We start from the raw sequence: 17422 nt of genomic DNA, 5'->3' as shown, positions 1-17422 counted from the left end.
TTCTACTATATAATAGGTAGAAGGTTTTCATATTATTATAATTAATTTACAAGACGTTGTGCTTCACGTAATTGGAACGTTCTTACTGTACGTGGTAAGAAACGGCGGATTTCGTCTTCATTGTAACCTACTTGAAGGCGTTTCTCGTCAATCATAATTGGACGACGTAAAATCCCTGGATAGTCACGAATCATCTTATATAAATCTTGAAGTGGTAAAGACTCTAAGTTTACATTTAATTCTTGGAAAACTTTCGAACGAGTAGAAATAATCTCATCCGTTCCGCTTTCTGTCATACGTAAAATCTCTTTAATTTCCTCAATCGTTAATGGATCTGAGAAAATATTACGTTCTGTATAAGGAATATGATTTTCCTCTAGCCATAATTTCGCCTTTCTACAAGACGTACAGCTTGGAGAACTATATAATGTTACCATACAAAGCTCACTCTCCTTAAAGAGTACAAATTCTGTACTAATTACAGTTTAAATTTCTAAATTCAGCAATTTTTTGCGATACCTTGTCTTAAAACAAAGTGCAAAAATCGCATTTCATGTAAGCAACAACTTTTAGCAAACAACAATTACTTTTAATAAGTAACTTCTATAATCATTATACAATAGATTTTGCAAGAAATATACAGTAAATTTCCTTCTAATTGAGAAAACTCTTCCGTGCATTCCATTGCTATGTAACATGATCACACTCGCTTTATCTGTACTTTAACAATACCTCCAACCCTCTTAACACTTGCTTTTCATAGATTATTCATATGATATATAGTTATTTTCCCAGAATCTTTCCTATAAAAAAGAGAACGTTTTCTTACCTTTTCTTGATAAATCAATTAAGAAATGTAAGACTATACAAGTGAGAATAAAAAGGAACGTTTGTTCTTATTTTAACAAACATTCTCATTCGTGTCTATACGATTTCTAAAATAAATCAATAATTTTTCTGACATTTCTTTCTTTTTCACCTTTTATCTCATACAATAAAAATACAGACAGGCAAAGGGGGAATTTGCAAATGATTGCTTTTTTTATTGATTTTGTCACGGTTGCTGCCCTCATCATCGGAATAACAGCATTGATTGGTGTCATTACAAATAGCATTGGTGAAAAGCTCTTTGGCGGAAAAGAAAAAATGAAGTTTGTTAATAAAAGCTTGGATGTCCAATCCGGCTGGAACCAAGTTGGAGGGAAAGGTATTTATAAGAAACGTACGTATTAAAAAAAGCAGGCGGTTAGCCTGCTTTTTTCTTACTTCTCTACTGACGCCCATTTAAAGCTTAAATCGCCGCCATATTTATGATTGTACATATTTTTAATTGATTCTCTTTGTATATATGCTCTACCACGTTGATATACTGGAACAATCGCAGCGTCATCAAGTAACATTTTCTCTGCTTCTAGTAAGTTTTTCCAACGAGCATTTACATCACTTCCATCTTTCTTCGCTTTCATGATAATTTCATCATATTTCGGATTAGAGTATTTCATTTTATTTTGTGATCCGTCCGTTACAAACATATCAAGGTATGTAACTGGATCTGGGAAATCTGCACTCCATCCAGAGAATGACATCACATAATCGCCCGCATCTTCTAGTTTTAGTTTTTGCGCAAATGGCTGTTGTTTAATTTTCACTGTTAAACCTGGTAAATTCTTTTCTAATTCACCTTTTAAATATTCACCTGTTTTCTTCGATAATTCAACGTCTTCATTTAATAGCTCTAATTCGATTTCATTTTTACCAAGTTCTTTTTTACCAGCTTCCCAATATTTCTTCGCTTCTTTCACGTTTGGTTTTACAATATCTCCATTTACAGCACGGAAGTCTTTCTTATCTGGCCCTTTAATGAAGTTATCAGGAATTAATCCTGTTGCCGGCTTAGAACCGTTATTTAATAATGTATCAACGAACGGCTTACGTTCAAAAGCAAGTGAAATTGCTTTACGAATATTTTTATTTGCTAAAGCTGGGTCTTTTTGATTTAAACGAAGGAAGAATACAGATGTATCTTCTACTGTTTGGAAATCTGGTTTTCCTTTATATTTATCGATGAACTCTGCTAATAACGTCGCTCGATCGACTGCGTTTGTTTCATATAAATTAATTGGCGTAGACGTATCTTTTACAATATTAAAGTTTACTTCCTCAATCTTCACTTCTTTATTGTCCCAATATGACGCGCTCTTTGTCATTTTAAAGCTACGTTCATGTTGCCAATCACTTAATGTAAATGGTCCATTATAAAGTGTTGTATTCGCTTCCAAACCAAACTTCGTACCTTGCTCTTTTACAAACTTTTCATTCACAGGATAGAAGATTGGATATACCATTAAATCTACAAGGTATGGAATTGAATTGTCTAATTCCACTTCTAATGTATGATCATCAATCGCTTTCACGCCTAATTGATCTGGACTCATCTCTTTTTTATTAATTTTCTCTGCATTTTTTATATCATACATAATGTACGCTGATTTCGCAGCTGTATCTGGGTTAATCGCTCTTTGCCATGCGTATACGAAATCCTTCGCCGTCACAGGCTCACCATTTGACCATTTTGCGTCTTCACGTAATTTAAATGTATATTTTTTACCGTCTTCTGACTTTTGGAATTCCTTCGCTACACCAGGAACTAGCTTATCATCTTTCCCTAAACTGTATAAGCCTTCCATCGTATTAGTCATTACTCTTGAAGAAACTGCATCAGCTGATAACGCTGGGTCCATCGTTGGAATTTCTTGTGTTTCAATTAAGTTAATAACTTGCTTCGCACCGCTTTTCCCGCTATCCCCTTTTGCGTTCGCTTGCGGTTCATCTTTTTGGTAGCTACATGCCCCTAACATCATGCTCATCGCTACTGTTGATACTACAAAAACTGGCATCTTTTTTTTCATACTTCCACCCTCCACAAAAATGTTAGCCCTTTCATTTTCAAACAAATAGAAATATATATATGTTCTAACAATTCATATTATACACACAAATATATTTTTTGTATATTTATATTTCTATTTCATTAAAATTTTCTGTTTAAAAATAAACCTGTGTAAACGTTTCATATTGCTGATTATCCTGACTAAAATGTTGAAAATAAATATTTTTATATTTTTCTAAATTATCAGAGAAAAATAAATTTTATATCTCATAATACTTTCTGCATAATTATCCTTCTCTTTTTATCATAAAATAGTGCCTCCTTCATAATAAAGATATGTAGGCTAAAATGAGTGCAAAGGATAAGAAAGTATGTTACGATACACTTTGCTAAAAATAGATATCGGTAAAGAGGGGACGGACATGACAGCAATTCAGGCAAAAAACGGGCCGACAGAGAAATTAAGTTTATTCTTATTAACATGGCCTATTTTTCTAGAAGTTTTTCTATTTATGTTAATGGGGATCGCTGATACTTTCATGTTAAGTGCATTATCAGACGATGCTGTATCTGGGGTTGGTGCAGCGAATCAATATCTCCATATCGCTATTTTGGTACTAGAAGTCATCGGGAACGGCGCAGCTATCGTCGTATCTCAATACCTCGGTTCCAAACGTTTTATGGAAGCATCTAAAATATCAGCTTTAGCCGTCACATTAAATTTAGTGGTCGGAATCATTATAAGCGCTGGTTTTCTTTTATTTTCAAAACATATGATGATGGCAATGAACTTACAAGGCGATGTACTCATGTATGCGCAAGGCTATTTATCCATCGTCGGAGGCGCTATTTTCCTTCAAGCTATTATTAATTCATTAGCCGCAATTATCCGCGTACATGGCTTCACAAAGCAAGCGATGTTTATTTCTCTTGGAATGAATATTATTCATATCGCTGGAAACTACGTACTCATTTTTGGGAAATTTGGTTTCCCAGAGCTCGGTGTACAAGGGGCTGCCATTTCTTCTGCTGTCAGCAGATTAATCGCACTTATCGTTTTCTTCTGGTTACTGTACCGCGTTATGGAATACCGTGTGAAATTACAATATTACTTCACCTTATCAAAAGAATACATCGGGAAAATTTTAAAGATTGGGATTCCATCTGCATTTGAGCAGGTTATGTATCAAGCTTGCCAAATTGTCTTCTTATACTATGCAACATACTTAGGAACGGAATCATTAGCGGCGAGACAATACGCTACGAACATTTCTATGTTCACTTATTTATTCGCGATTGCGATCGGTATGGGAACAGCCATTATTATCGGACGCCTCGTTGGCGGTGGTGAAAAAGACGAAGCGTATGAACGCGTATGGAAAAGTGTAAAGTGGGCAATTGGTGTCACTTTATGTATGGTCGCCCTCGTTATTACATTCCGTACACAATTAATGGGACTATTTACAGATAATCCGCACATTATTACGTTAGGTGCATCAGTTCTTTTACTAAGTGTACTACTTGAAACGGGGCGTACGATGAACATCGTTATTATCAATTCACTTCGCGCAGCTGGTGATGCAAAGTACCCCGTTTTAATCGGCGCATTCTCTATGGTGTTAATGAGTTTACCACTCGGTTACTTTTTCGCCTTCCATTTAGATATGGGGCTTGTTGGTATTTGGCTAGCGATTGCTATTGATGAATGGACACGTGCCATCATTATGTTCTTCCGCTGGAAAAGTAGAGCGTGGGAACGTTATGCACTCGTTAAACCTGAAGAACAAGAAGAGATTGTTTCTGTTCAGGCACAGTAATACTCGTTTAATCGAGATGCAGTCATTTGCAAATGAAATTTGCATTGGAGAAAAGCTGTTCCAACAAATTGTTGGAATAGCTTTTTTTAATTATACTTTTCAATTTCTATCTTCAATTCGTCAATATTCTTATTAGAAATCGTATCCGATATTGTATGATTCACTTGATTTTTCAAAATATATGTTTGGTTATCTTGTTTCTTTTTAACACTTACTCTCTTCATCTCTTTCTAACAAAAAAGAGCCATCCTTCCATAATAGAAGAATGACTCTCTTTCTTATTGATAAATCTCTTTATATTTCTTATACTCCGCTTCAGAACATAATACGAAATGTCCTGGGCGAATTTCACGCATTGTTGGTGCTTCACTAGCATAATCATGCTGTGATGGATCGTATACGATACGTTTACGATTGCGCTCATAATCTGGATCTGGAAGCGGGATTGCTGATAATAGTGATTTCGTATATGGATGAATTGGATTCGCATATAACTCTTCACTTGTTGTTAGCTCAACGATTTGACCACGGTACATTACGCCGATGCGATCACTAATGTATTTTACCATTGATAAATCATGGGCAATGAATAAGTATGTTAAACCTTTTTCTTTTTGTAACTTTTTCAGTAAGTTTACAACTTGCGCCTGGATTGATACGTCAAGTGCTGAGATTGGCTCATCAGCAATGATAAATTCAGGTTCTACAGCAAGTGCGCGAGCGATACCGATACGTTGACGTTGTCCACCTGAGAATTCATGCGGGAAACGGTTTGCGTGCTCTTTATTTAAACCAACTGTGATTAATAATTCATGAACACGGTCCATACGCTCTTTTTTTCCTTTTGCTAGTCCGTGAATATCAATACCTTCTGCAATAATATCCCCTACTGTCATACGAGGATTTAATGATGCATATGGATCTTGGAAAATCATTTGCATTTTACGGTTGAATTTCTTCAGTTGTGCGCGTGATTTTTTACCATGTACATTTTCACCATCAAACAACACTTCACCAGCAGTTGCATCATATAAACGAATAATCGTTCTTCCAGTTGTCGATTTACCACAACCTGATTCTCCTACAAGACCAAATGTTTCTCCGCGGAAAATATCAAATGAAATATCATTAACCGCTTTGACAACACCACCACTCACGTCGAAGTGCTGCTTTACATTTTTTACTTCAATTAATTTCTCACGTTGTTTAGTCATGTTGTTCACCTGCTTTCATTTGAAGAATACGTTTTTCAACAACTGCCGGCGGTTTTACTTCTGGAGCTTGCTCGTGAAGTAACCAAGTTGCCGCATAGTGTGTATCACTTACTTTAAATAAAGGTGGGTCCATTTCAAAATCAATTTTCAGTGCCTGTGGGTTACGTGGTGCAAAAGCATCTCCCTTTGGCGGCTTTAATAAATCTGGAGGCGTTCCAGGGATTGCATATAACTCTTCTTCTGAACCATCTAAACTTGGCATAGATGCGATTAAGCCCCAAGTGTACGGATGTTTTGGATTGTAGAAAATTTCATCAACCGTTCCAATTTCAACAACTTTACCAGCGTACATAACTGCTACGCGGTCCGCAACGTTTGCCACTACACCTAAGTCATGCGTAATGAAAATGATTGCCGCTTCTGTTTTTTGCTGAATGTCTTTCATAAGCTCTAAAATTTGCGCCTGAATTGTAACGTCTAGCGCTGTTGTCGGCTCATCGGCAATTAATAATTTTGGGTTGCAAGCTAACGCCATCGCAATAACTACACGCTGTCTCATACCACCTGAGAATTGGTGAGGATATTGTTTTAAGCGCGCTTCTGGATTTGGAATACCTACAAGGTCGATTAATTCTAACGCAACTTTACGTGCATCTGCTTTACTCATCCCTTGGTGTTTAATAAGGCCTTCCATAATTTGATTTCCAATTGTCATCGTTGGGTTTAATGATGTCATTGGATCTTGGAAAATCATCGCGATATCTTTACCGCGCACTTGTTGCATTTCTTTTTCTGTTAGTTTCGTTAAGTCACGACCTTCAAATACGATTTCACCGTTTTTAATACGTCCTGGAGGATTCGGAATTAATCCCATTAACGCTTTAGAAGTAACCGATTTACCAGAACCAGATTCTCCTACAATCGCTAATGTTTCTCCTTTTTTCAAATCAAAAGTAACACCGCGTACAGCTTGTACTTCACCTGCATGTGTATCAAAGGAGACTTGCAAATCTTTTACCTCTAGCAATGTTTTCATTTTTACTTCTCCCCTCTTTTACTTACGCATTTTTGGATCTAACGCGTCGCGTAATCCGTCTGCCATTAAGTTGAATGCTAAGATTAACATACTGATGACAACCGCTGGGATGAACATCATATGTGGATACGTTTGAATTGATTTATAACCATCGTTTACAAGAGAACCAAGTGATGCGAATGGTGGCTGAATACCTAAACCGATGAAGCTTAAGAACGCCTCACCAAACACTGCTGTTGGAATTGTAAACATTGTCATTACGATAATTGGTCCCATTACGTTCGGGATTAAGTGTTTTACAATTAACTGTGTATTTGTTGCACCTAATGTACGGGATGCTAATACGTATTCTTGATTTTTTAATTTCAGGATTTGTCCACGAACGATACGCGACATCCCTATCCAACCTGTAATCGCCATTGCGAGTGTAATTGACCATATACCAGATCCCATAATGATTACCATTAAAATAACGATGATTAAGTATGGAATACCGTTAATAATCTCCATAATACGTTGCATAATATTATCTACTCTACCGCCATAGAACGCTGAAATACCTCCATATGCAACCCCAATTACTAAGTCAATTGCTGCTGCTAAAAGAGCGATATATAATGATACGCGCGTACCTTCCCATGTTCTTGTCCATAAATCGCGTCCAAGATCATCTGTACCGAACCAGAAATACTCTTTAATATCACGTTTTTCATATTGGTCAACACCATATTGATCTGTACCGTCAAATGGTAGCCAATGAACATTTTCAATAACAGGAATTTTCGGTGGTAATTTCGCACGACCTAAATCTTGCTCTTTATACGAGTGCTTACTTACCATCGGTCCTAAAATTGCTAGTAATATAATAAGCGCTAATAAAATGAAACCAAACATTGCTCCTTTATGTTGGAACAAACGTCTTCTTACATCTTGCCAAAACGTTAAGCTTGGACGGGCAATGACTTCATTATCAACATTATTTTGATTGGCTTGTTGAAATAAATCTGGAGATAATTTTTGTACATCTTTCATCATTTTTTCCCTCCCGCTAAACGAATACGAGGATCAATAATTCCGTATAAAATATCAACAATGAAAATAACTAAGATGAAAATCGCACTATAGAAAATTGTAGTTCCCATAATAACTGTGTAGTCATTCACTGTAATAGATTTAACGAACTGTTCCCCTAGTCCTGGTACAGCATAAATTTGCTCAATAACTAATGTCCCTGTAATTAATCCTGCAACCATTGGTCCTAAAATTGTTACAACTGGAATTAACGCGTTACGAAGTGCGTGTTTGATAATGATAACGCCTTGGCTAATTCCTTTCGCTTTCGCTGTTAAAATGTAGTCAGCTTGCATAACTTCAATTAACTCTGCACGAGCAAAACGTGCGATTGTTGCGATAACTGCCATCGATAAAGCGATTGTAGGCATTACGGTAAACTCTGGTCCTTTCCAGAATGCTACTGGGAACCACCCAAGTTTTACCCCTACGAAATATTGTAGTAATGCGGCGAATACGAACGATGGTACCGACATCCCGAGTACGGAAATAATTGTCGCCCCATAATCGACCCATGTATTGTTACGAAGTGCCGCAACGATTCCTAAAATTAAACCGATAAATGTTCCTAATATAATCGCTTGTAAACCAAGTTGTGCTGATGGTCCAATGCGATCCACAATCATATCTGTTACTGGACGGTTATCATATTGGAATGATACCCCTAAATCACCTTTTGCTAAGTTACCTAAGTAACGCGCATATTGAACTGGTACTGGATCATTTAAGCCATATTTTTCAAGAATGATTTCTTTTTGTGCCGGTGATAGTTTCTCCTGGTTTTTAAGCGGAGAACCCGGAAGTAATTTCATCAAAAAGAAAGTCAGTGTAGTAATTAAAAATAATGTCAAAGCCATGTACACGAAACGTTTTAATACATAACGTCCCATAGTCAAGCACCTCCCCGTTTTTCTCAAAAGCAATAAGATAGTTTAAAATATTCTTACTTTTATTTTTTTAAAATAAGAGCATATGCCCATCATAGGCATATACCCTTATTCATGATGGAAACCATTTTTAGTTTTTAAGTTCAACCCACTTATAGCTAAATTCTCCGCCATATTTATGTTCTAATAGGCCAGTAATTGAGCCACGTTGTAAATAAGCTTTTCCTGGTTGATATACTGGAGCAATTGCTGCATCTTCAAGCAGTTGTTTTTCCGCTTGTAATAATGCATCCCAACGAGCTTGTACATCAACTTCTGTTTTCGCTTTTTTAATTAAATCATCATACGCTGGGTTTGCATAATTTACTTTGTTTTGCGCATTACCTGTCGTATACATTTCAAGGAATGACATTGGATCCATATAATCTGGACTCCATCCCGCATATGACATTGCATAATCTCCACTTGCTTCAAGTTTTAACTTTTGTGCAAATGGCTGCATTTTTGTTGAAACTGTTAAACCTGGTAAGTTCTTTTCAAATTGACCTTTTAAATACTCTCCGATTTTTTTAGCATCATCAGTATCAAAGTTTAATAGCTCTAACTCTACTTTGTCTACACCAAGTTCTTTTTTACCAGCTTCCCAATATTTTTGAGCTTCTTTAATATCCTCTTTTATAAGCTTTCCGTTCTCTTCACGGAAGTCTTTTCCATTCGGACCTTTTGCTAAGCCTTTCGGAACAAAACCATATATACCCTCTGAACCATCGTTTAAGATAACTTTCCCGATATTTTCACGCTCAAAGGACATTGCAATTGCTTTTCGGATATTTTTATTTGCTAAAAATTTATTCTTTTCATTTAAGCGAATAAATTGTGTAGATGGTCTCTTAATCGTTTTAAAGTCAGCATCTGATTTGTATTTGTCTACAAACTCTGATGTTAAGACTACACGATCAATTGCTTTCGTTTCATATAAATTTATAGCAGTTGAACGATCCTTAACAATATTGAAGTTTATTTCCTCAAGTTTTACTTCTTTATTTTCCCAATACGTTGGATTCTTCTTAAGTTGGAAACTTTGTTCATGCTTCCATTCATTTAATACGAATGGACCATTATAAAGTGTCGTATTGGATTCTAATCCGAATTTTGCTCCTTGTTCTGTTACAAACTTCTCATTCAAAGGATACAATGTTGGATAGACTGTTAAACTTACAAAATAAGGAACAGGGTTATCTAATTCCACTTCAAGTGTATGATCATCAATTGCCTTTACACCAAGCTCTTCAACTGGCAATTCTTTTTTGTTAACTTTCTCCGCATTTTTAACATCAAATAGTATGTAAGCAAACTTGGCACCTGTGTTTGAATCTACAGCTCTTCGCCAAGAATAAACGAAGTCTTTCGCTGTTACAGGTTCGCCATTAGACCATTTCGCATCTTCACGTAACTTAAACACATACTTTTTGCCATCTTCTGATTTCTCATAAGATTTAGCGACACCTGGAACAAGTTTATCGTCTTTCCCCAGACGATATAATCCCTCCATTGTGTTATTCATGATGTTAGAAGATGTTGCATCCGTTGATAACGTCGTATCCATAGTTGGAATTTCAGCTGTCTCAGTTAGATTTAACACTTGCTTGTTTGAGGATTTTTCTTTTGCACCTGCTTTATTATCCTCTTTTTGGTAACTACAAGCTCCTAACATACTGACTGTCAGCGTCGATGCAAGTAATAACGGTATCTTTTTCTTCATGTTGTGTTGCCTCCCCTAATTGCACTTCCTGTACCCTCACTTGTAAAAAAGTAGAATTGAAAGAATAATCTCCAAGTTTCTACAATTTTCATTATACATATAATATAACAATTGTGAATATAGTTTTTTGTTTTTTTGTTAAAATTTTTAATAAAATGTTTATTTTTTTATTTTTTTGTAAAGGGATAGGTTAACATTGCTACCATCATCTTGAAATCAGACCTTTAATTGCGTATAATTTTCAAAAAATTAATTCTAGTACATATTATAGCTTTTATAGTATAATAATTCTAGTAATATTTTGACGGAGGGGAACATTTTGAATAAAGTTTTTTTTCATACTTGTATACTAATTTTCATAGCGATAATCGCTTCTAGTATTGGCGCAATCCTCGTTTCATCGCAATTTTTGTTGAATTTTGTCAATATATCGTTTTATGCCGCACTATTTTTTATTCTTGTTGGCGGTTTTTTATTCATATTTCAAAATGGATTTTTTAACGTAACGATTTACGCCTTCCAAAGAGTGTTTGGGACGAACAAAAAAATTGACTCTTTAATTGAAGAAGTAGAGGAACCTGTCGATAAGAAAGAACGTATTTATAAAACATATTCATTCAAATGGACGTATCCAATTTGTATTACAGGTATCGTTCTTGGGTTGTTCTCAACCCTCATTAGCTTTACTATTTTGATGTAGTTTGCAAACACTATCCCATATGATATAATAATCAGCAAAACATTTTGTTATAAAACTTTAGTTCTTTCATATTAAAAGAGCTCAGGTAACAATAAATAAATTTATATGTATGCGATGATAAAGAAGAGTACATATTGAGGCAATTTCAGAGAGCTTGTGGCTGGTGTGAACAAGTAATTGCGCAGTGTGGAATGGGCTTTTGAGCACCAAACCGAAAGTAGTAGGCTTTGGCGTTATATCCAAACGTTATTATGGATTAGAGAGATTTCACAGTAGTGAAATAATTAGGGTGGTACCGCGGTCCATTCGTCCCTATAGTTTTTTGGGATGAATGGGCTTTTTTGTTTGTCTTCTCTTCCCTATCACGCATTCAAATTTAGGAGGAATTACTTATGTCAGTTATCTTTTCTGGTATTCAGCCGAGTGGAACAATTACACTTGGAAACTATTTAGGAGCTATGAAGCAATTTACAGAGCTTCAAAATGAACACGACTGTTATTTCTGTATTGTAAACCAACATGCGATTACAGTACCTCAAGATCCCGTACAACTTCGTAAAAACATCCGAAGTCTTGCTGCACTTTATGTAGCATGCGGCATTGATCCTGAAAAAGCTACTTTATTTGTACAGTCAGAAGTACCAGCACACGCTCAACTAGGATGGATTATGCAATCAGTTGCTTACGTTGGAGAATTAGAGCGTATGACGCAATATAAAGATAAAGCTTCTGGTAGAGATTCAGTTCCAGCTGGATTATTAACGTATCCACCATTAATGGCTGCTGATATTTTACTTTACAACACTGAAATCGTACCTGTTGGTGATGACCAAAAACAACATATGGAATTAACACGTGACCTTGCAGAGCGTTTCAACAAACGCTTCCGTGAAGTGTTCACTGTTCCTGAAATTCGCATTCCAAAAGTAGGAGCTCGCGTTATGTCATTAACAGAACCTACGAAAAAAATGAGTAAATCTGATCCGAATCCAAAATCAATGATCAGTATGCTTGATGAACCAAAAACAATTGAAAAGAAAATTAAGAGCGCTGTAACTGATTCTGAAGGTATTGTAAAGTTTGATAAAGAAAACAAACCTGGAATCTCTAACTTATTAACAATCTACTCTTCATTCTCAGGAAAAACAGTAGAAGAAATCGAAGCAATGTACGAAGGAAAAGGATACGGAGACTTCAAAGGCGACCTAGCACAAGTAGTCGTAGAAGCAATTCGTCCAATCCAAGACAAATATAACGAACTAATCAGCTCACCCGAACTAGACGAAATTCTAGACAAAGGTGCCGAAAAAGCAAACCGCGTTGCATTCAAACAACTTCGCAAAGTAGAAAACGCAATGGGGTTAAGTAGAAAGCGTAGGTAACATATAAAGCGGAGGCAACTGTTTAGCCCTGACGGCTAAGGTTCTTTCCCACGAGAAGGGCTAGGAGCCGGAGCTGGATTTTTATATAAAGCGGAAGCGGCTCGCTTAGAATGTGAGGGGGATGGAGCTCCTGACGCAGAGGCGCTTTTGGCCTCGCAGGAAGGCGCGAAGCCACCGAACATTCTTGCCGCTGGAGCTAAGCTACAACAAATTAAAAAACCGCCAATTGGCGGTTTTTTAATTTACCTTTTGCTCATTTTCCATTTCCCATAACTTTTCAAAAAATGGCTGTCCTTTTACGAGACGCTCGCATAATTGTTCGTGCTTCTCAGACCAGCCTGCTTTCGCTTCATCATACAGTCTAGACCAAATATCTTCAAATTCCATATGTTGAACCATTCCGTATGCTGATGGATCCCACTCTGTGAACCAATAGCGAATTTCTGCTGTATTTTTCGTTGTATGTAATTGATCTAACGCCATAAATAATAATTGTTTCAGCTGTCTTTCTTTACGAGTTAAGCCATTCATAATGAAAGGTGATGGTGATAAAATATGATGTTCTTTTTCCATTTCTTCTACTTGGAACTCATACTTTTCTGCTTGTACGCTTTCTACCATCTCATATACCATCTGCTCTTGGCGCGGTATCAGTCTACTTTTTCGAATTGGTACATTGTAACCAATTGTGTCGATCGCAATAATTCCTTTTCCATCTGTAACAACAAAGCAATACTCTTGCTGCAAACGTTCATGATTTTTACGAATATAAGCCTTATGATGTACGTCTTCCAACAACTTTTGCGGAAGCTCTAACAATTCGTCTTCGATGTAATGATATAATGTGGAATCTACTTTTAATAATGGCACTTGATCTAATAGCTCAATCGTATCATCTTTTCGCCATTCGTAAAAATGACAAACGTTATACCCATTCTCTTCACCTTCAAACCAATTTACCCATACATCATGTAGATATAACATTCACTACCCCTCACTTCACTACTGTTTGTATCAATCATTATGTTCAATTTCGCTAAACTTTATTCCACCTAAGGAAATATATTCTAATTATTATTTTCTCTTCTATTAATACTAAAAAAAACAGGAAATAGAGCTCCTGTTTTTTATATATGAAATGTATTTGCTTTATTCAATATTTCTTTCGCATCTATAGATAATAAAGAAAGTGTATCTATAGATGCGGAAGTTACACAATCTTTGACAATATGAAATCCAAGTGCATAGCCAAGCATCTTCGGATAAGAATGAAATCCATTTAATAAGATGTCGTGCTCCCTTGTTCCTCGTTTTATACCTATTCTTTCATGCACAACATTTTTCCAATAATAAATAGCCTCTTCTTTTGAAAGATACGTCGTCCACGGTGCATTGTTTTTTTCTGAATATCTTTCCTTTACCGCTTGCTCAGCTAGCCCTTCCATAATCATCGTATCAAGTAATGTATATTCTGTTTCTTTTGTCTCAATTTGATGTAACCTGCATATGTGATGATATTCATGCGCCAATAACACTTTTAATTCTTCCACCGAATTCCGTCCGCATACGAATAAGAAAATAACGTGACGCATAGATAATCCAGCCCTGCCGTTATACTCTTCTTGTACAGTTCGATTATAGGAATCTGATAATAAAATAAAGACAGGGACATCCGGACCTTTTAACCAATTTTTCAGTTTCTCATACTCCATACGTAACTCTTTCCAAATTTCCTTCTTCTCTAACTCTTTAATTTCCTGTTCTCCTCGCATAACCGGGCGATACATACCTTTAGAAATTAAAAAGCGATACAACCTTTCTTTTGGCAGCGGGATATACTTCGTAAACTTCTCACACAGCTTTTCTGGCCGTCCATAATATAGATGTAACCACTCAGCAGTTTCAACAATCCCCATCTCTATCCCTCCTTTTTCTTATGTATATGCAAAAGGAGAAAAAGGCGTAAAAATAAATAAGGAGTTTTTTCGCAATATACTACGAAAAAACTCCTTATTTCATCTATTATTTATACGATTTAAATACTAACACTGCGTTATGACCACCGAATCCTAGTGAGTTACTTAATACTGCATTTACTTCTTGTTGTCTCGCTTTATTCGGTACGTAATCTAAGTCACATTCTGGATCTGGTGTTTCATAGTTAATTGTTGGAGGGATTACTCCGTCTGTAATTGATTTAATCGAGAAGATCGCTTCAACAGCACCAGCTGCTCCTAATAAGTGACCTGTCATCGATTTCGTTGAGCTAATTGCCACCTTATACGCATGCTCACCGAACGTTTCTTTAATTGCCATCGTTTCATACTTTTCATTCGCATCCGTACTTGTACCGTGCGCATTAATGTAATCAATATCTTCTGGCTGTAGACCTGCATCTGCTAAAGCTTGACGCATTGCACGCACGCCACCTTCACCACCAGGAGCCGGCATTGTAATATGGAATGCATCACCCGTTGCACCGTAACCAGCGATTTCCGCATAAATGTGAGCACCACGAGCTAATGCGTGCTCTAATTCTTCAAGAATTAAAATACCTGAACCTTCACCCATTACGAAACCGCTACGATTTTTATCAAATGGACGGCAAGCTGTTGCTGGATCTTCATTAAATGTTAATGCTTTCGCTGAACTAAATCCTGCAAATGCCATGCTTGTTAACGGCGCTTCTGCTCCGCCTGTTATCATTGCATCAGCATCACCGCGCTGAATTGCTTTAAATGCATCACCAATTGAGTTTGCACCAGATGCACAAGCCGTTACAGAACAAGTGTTAATTCCTTTTGCTCCTGTTGCGATCGATACTTGACCTGCTGCCATATCTGGGATCATCATTGGTACGAAGAATGGGCTCACGCGACGCGGGCCTTTCTCAGTAAAAATCTTAAATTGTTCTTCGTATGTTTCCATACCGCCAATACCAGAACCAATCCATACACCAATTCGAGGTCCGTTTTCTTCTGTAATTTCAAGCTTTGCATCTGCAACTGCCATTTTCGCTGCTGCTACTGCATATTGTGTAAAGCGATCCATACGGCGCGCTTCTTTTTTATCAATATATTTCTCGACTTCAAAGTCGTTAATTTCTGCTGCTACTTTTGCTGGAAATAGTTCCGGATCAATTCTTGTAAGTCGTCCGATTCCAGATACACCCTTTTTAATGTTTTCCCACGCTGTTTCAACATCTGTTCCGATCGGTGTAACAGCTCCTAGTCCTGTAATTACGACCCTCTTTTTTTCCATACAAAATACACTCCTTTTTTTCTCTCAGTCCTTATTTACCCCAACGAAGAGCGACTGCTCCCCATGTTAATCCGCCGCCGAAACCGACAAGTATAATTAAATCACCATCTTGAATACGTCCATTTTGCAATTCCTCTACCATTGCAATTGGAATTGAAGAAGCTGATGTATTACCAAACTTTTCAATTGTCATACTCATTTTTTCTTGTGGTAAATTTAATCTCTCTCTTGCAGATTCCATAATACGAATATTCGCTTGATGCGGTACTAAGAAATCCACATCCTCTTTCGTAAGACCAGCCTTATCCAGCACGCGAAGACAAGATTCACCAAGTTGACGAACGGCAAATTTAAAGACTTCTCTGCCATTCATCATAACATACTCGTCTTGATATAGATGCTTACCGCCACTTCCGTCTGCTCCTAATTCGAAAGATAGAACGCCTCTTCCTTCTGAAACTGCCCCCATTACAATAGCACCGGCTCCGTCCCCAAATAGTACTGCTGTATTGCGATCATTCCAGTCTACAATTTTAGAAAGTTTATCACTACCAACTACTAATACATTTTTATAAGTTCCCGTTTGAATAAATTGCTGCGCTGTAATCATTCCGTACATAAAACCAGCACATGCTGCTCCTACATCCATTGCAGCTGCATGTTTCGCTCCAATCGCTTCTTGAATGACACAAGCTACTGCTGGAAACGCACGATCTGGTGTTACTGTCGCCACTAAAATAAGATCGATATCTTCTCCGCTAACCCCTGCATCTTCAAGTGCTTTTTTAGCAGCCTCTACGGCCATATATGAAGTATCTATTGTATCATCGGCAATGCGTCTTTCTGCAATTCCCGTTCTCGTACGAATCCATTCATCGGATGTATCCATTATTTTCTCTAAATCGTGATTTGTGACTACTTTTTCCGGCACATATCTTCCGATCCCTAAAATGCCCACGTTCACATCGCAGCCCTCCGTTTTATATCAATTATTATGACTTGGTACTAATTTTAAAACATAAATGTATTTTTGTCTAGAATATATTTCAGCTAAAACATAAAGCCAGCATTATTCACTTTATTGTTTATTAAAAGAAACAGAAACATACCTTCCCTGTTTCTTTTGAAATATAAAAAGGCCCGAACCGCTTCTATCCACGGTTCGGGCCTTTCTTCCATCTAAAAAGATGTTTTTTATTCTTTTTATTCTTGATCTGCTTTCCCAAGCTCATATGCTTCGTTCATAACTTTCATCAATAACTCTAATACTGGTTGTGCTTTCTCCATATCAAGCGCAATTCCATTATCATCTAAAATGGCCTTTGCTTCTGGTAAATGCTTCATTGCGATTTGTAAAAATTGCATGCTTTTCTCATTCATATTATGTTCTTCCTCTCCATTA

Annotated in this window: 16 protein-coding genes and 1 other annotated feature; of the genes, 4 read left to right on the top strand and 12 right to left on the bottom strand. The window is 36.8% G+C overall.

Translation table 11 applies throughout. The annotated features are described in order from the left end of the window. Positions 1-41: 41 nt before the first annotated feature. The gene (gene spx / locus KVT31_RS11290; protein ID WP_000258267.1) at positions 42-437 is read right to left on the bottom strand and encodes a transcriptional regulator Spx; all 396 of its coding nucleotides are present in this window, start codon (positions 435-437) and stop codon (positions 42-44) included. Between the two features lie 592 nt (positions 438-1029). On the opposite strand from spx, the gene KVT31_RS11285 reads away from it, so the two are divergent. Continuing rightward, on the top strand, positions 1030-1233 hold the full coding sequence (locus tag KVT31_RS11285) for a hypothetical protein (protein WP_000559978.1): 204 nt from the start codon (positions 1030-1032) through the stop codon (positions 1231-1233). Between the two features lie 29 nt (positions 1234-1262). Here KVT31_RS11285 and KVT31_RS11280 read toward each other — a convergent pair whose 3' ends face one another. Further along, a complete protein-coding gene (locus tag KVT31_RS11280; RefSeq protein ID WP_000728618.1) occupies positions 1263-2909 on the bottom strand; it encodes a peptide ABC transporter substrate-binding protein in 1647 nt (548 codons plus the stop codon). A gap of 352 nt (positions 2910-3261) precedes the next feature. Here KVT31_RS11280 and KVT31_RS11275 point away from each other — a divergent pair, with 352 nt between their 5' ends. Next, entirely contained in the window at positions 3262-4707 is a 1446-nt protein-coding gene (locus KVT31_RS11275; RefSeq protein WP_140392383.1) for an MATE family efflux transporter, read from the top strand. 278 nt (positions 4708-4985) lie between these two features. Here KVT31_RS11275 and KVT31_RS11270 read toward each other — a convergent pair whose 3' ends face one another. From KVT31_RS11270 to KVT31_RS11250, 5 genes are all read right to left on the bottom strand, one after another. Continuing rightward, the gene (locus tag KVT31_RS11270; protein WP_076535984.1) at positions 4986-5921 is read right to left on the bottom strand and encodes an ABC transporter ATP-binding protein; all 936 of its coding nucleotides are present in this window, start codon (positions 5919-5921) and stop codon (positions 4986-4988) included. Then, entirely contained in the window at positions 5914-6957 is a 1044-nt protein-coding gene (locus KVT31_RS11265) for an ABC transporter ATP-binding protein (RefSeq protein WP_000854346.1), read from the bottom strand. The genes KVT31_RS11270 and KVT31_RS11265 overlap by 8 nt, the downstream gene beginning before the upstream one ends. A gap of 18 nt (positions 6958-6975) precedes the next feature. After that, entirely contained in the window at positions 6976-7992 is a 1017-nt protein-coding gene (opp3C, locus tag KVT31_RS11260) for an oligopeptide ABC transporter permease (protein WP_048559566.1), read from the bottom strand. Next, entirely contained in the window at positions 7989-8918 is a 930-nt protein-coding gene (opp3b, locus tag KVT31_RS11255; protein ID WP_000534165.1) for an oligopeptide ABC transporter permease, read from the bottom strand. Before opp3b ends, opp3C begins: the two co-directional genes overlap by 4 nt. 127 nt (positions 8919-9045) lie before the next feature. After that, complete coding sequence (locus KVT31_RS11250; protein WP_088095544.1) at positions 9046-10677, bottom strand: peptide ABC transporter substrate-binding protein; 1632 nt, start codon at positions 10675-10677, stop codon at positions 9046-9048. 319 nt (positions 10678-10996) lie between these two features. Here KVT31_RS11250 and KVT31_RS11245 point away from each other — a divergent pair, with 319 nt between their 5' ends. Continuing rightward, positions 10997-11377, top strand: coding sequence for a DUF3899 domain-containing protein (locus KVT31_RS11245; protein WP_088095536.1), 381 nt, complete (start codon positions 10997-10999; stop codon positions 11375-11377). Positions 11378-11482: 105 nt separating this feature from the next. Then, positions 11483-11694 (top strand) — a binding site (T-box leader). Positions 11695-11769: 75 nt separating this feature from the next. After that, positions 11770-12759, top strand: a complete 990-nt coding sequence (gene trpS / locus KVT31_RS11240) for a tryptophan--tRNA ligase (RefSeq protein WP_000110997.1) — start codon at positions 11770-11772, stop codon at positions 12757-12759. Positions 12760-12996: 237 nt separating this feature from the next. Here the strand turns inward: trpS and KVT31_RS11235 are convergent, their stop codons facing one another. The 5 genes from KVT31_RS11235 to KVT31_RS11215 form a co-directional block, all read right to left on the bottom strand. Next, entirely contained in the window at positions 12997-13743 is a 747-nt protein-coding gene (locus tag KVT31_RS11235) for a YjbA family protein (protein WP_088095535.1), read from the bottom strand. Positions 13744-13886: 143 nt separating this feature from the next. Further along, on the bottom strand, positions 13887-14675 hold the full coding sequence (locus KVT31_RS11230) for a DUF2268 domain-containing putative Zn-dependent protease (RefSeq protein WP_088095534.1): 789 nt from the start codon (positions 14673-14675) through the stop codon (positions 13887-13889). Positions 14676-14781: 106 nt separating this feature from the next. After that, the gene (gene fabF, locus KVT31_RS11225; protein WP_000412643.1) at positions 14782-16020 is read right to left on the bottom strand and encodes a beta-ketoacyl-ACP synthase II; all 1239 of its coding nucleotides are present in this window, start codon (positions 16018-16020) and stop codon (positions 14782-14784) included. A gap of 31 nt (positions 16021-16051) precedes the next feature. Further along, a complete protein-coding gene (gene fabH, locus KVT31_RS11220; RefSeq protein ID WP_001100533.1) occupies positions 16052-16984 on the bottom strand; it encodes a beta-ketoacyl-ACP synthase III in 933 nt (310 codons plus the stop codon). A gap of 239 nt (positions 16985-17223) precedes the next feature. Then, positions 17224-17400: a ComZ family protein gene (locus KVT31_RS11215; RefSeq protein ID WP_009879752.1), complete on the bottom strand. Its 177-nt coding sequence runs from the start codon at positions 17398-17400 to the stop codon at positions 17224-17226. Positions 17401-17422: the final 22 nt, after the last annotated feature.

Origin of the sequence: Bacillus sp. GbtcB14 (assembly GCF_019091205.1) — a bacterium.
GTDB classification, from domain to species: Bacteria; Bacillota; Bacilli; order Bacillales; family Bacillaceae_G; genus Bacillus_A; species Bacillus_A cereus_AG.
Note: the sequence above shows the minus strand (reverse complement) of the source record. Positions and strands in the feature narration are given on the sequence as shown.

Bases quoted from the DNA above. Each gene is read 5' to 3' on its own strand.
- spx (WP_000258267.1), bottom strand. From the start codon at position 437: ATGGTAACATTATATAGTTCTCCAAGCTGTACGTCTTGTAGAAAGGCG.
- KVT31_RS11285 (WP_000559978.1), top strand. From the start codon at position 1,030: ATGATTGCTTTTTTTATTGATTTTGTCACGGTTGCTGCCCTCATCATC.
- KVT31_RS11280 (WP_000728618.1), bottom strand. From the start codon at position 2,909: ATGAAAAAAAAGATGCCAGTTTTTGTAGTATCAACAGTAGCGATGAGC.
- KVT31_RS11275 (WP_140392383.1), top strand. From the start codon at position 3,262: ATGTTACGATACACTTTGCTAAAAATAGATATCGGTAAAGAGGGGACG.
- KVT31_RS11270 (WP_076535984.1), bottom strand. From the start codon at position 5,921: ATGACTAAACAACGTGAGAAATTAATTGAAGTAAAAAATGTAAAGCAG.
- KVT31_RS11265 (WP_000854346.1), bottom strand. From the start codon at position 6,957: ATGAAAACATTGCTAGAGGTAAAAGATTTGCAAGTCTCCTTTGATACA.
- opp3C (WP_048559566.1), bottom strand. From the start codon at position 7,992: ATGATGAAAGATGTACAAAAATTATCTCCAGATTTATTTCAACAAGCC.
- opp3b (WP_000534165.1), bottom strand. From the start codon at position 8,918: ATGGGACGTTATGTATTAAAACGTTTCGTGTACATGGCTTTGACATTA.
- KVT31_RS11250 (WP_088095544.1), bottom strand. From the start codon at position 10,677: ATGAAGAAAAAGATACCGTTATTACTTGCATCGACGCTGACAGTCAGT.
- trpS (WP_000110997.1), top strand. From the start codon at position 11,770: ATGTCAGTTATCTTTTCTGGTATTCAGCCGAGTGGAACAATTACACTT.
- KVT31_RS11235 (WP_088095535.1), bottom strand. From the start codon at position 13,743: ATGTTATATCTACATGATGTATGGGTAAATTGGTTTGAAGGTGAAGAG.
- KVT31_RS11230 (WP_088095534.1), bottom strand. From the start codon at position 14,675: ATGGGGATTGTTGAAACTGCTGAGTGGTTACATCTATATTATGGACGG.
- fabF (WP_000412643.1), bottom strand. From the start codon at position 16,020: ATGGAAAAAAAGAGGGTCGTAATTACAGGACTAGGAGCTGTTACACCG.
- KVT31_RS11215 (WP_009879752.1), bottom strand. From the start codon at position 17,400: ATGAATGAGAAAAGCATGCAATTTTTACAAATCGCAATGAAGCATTTA.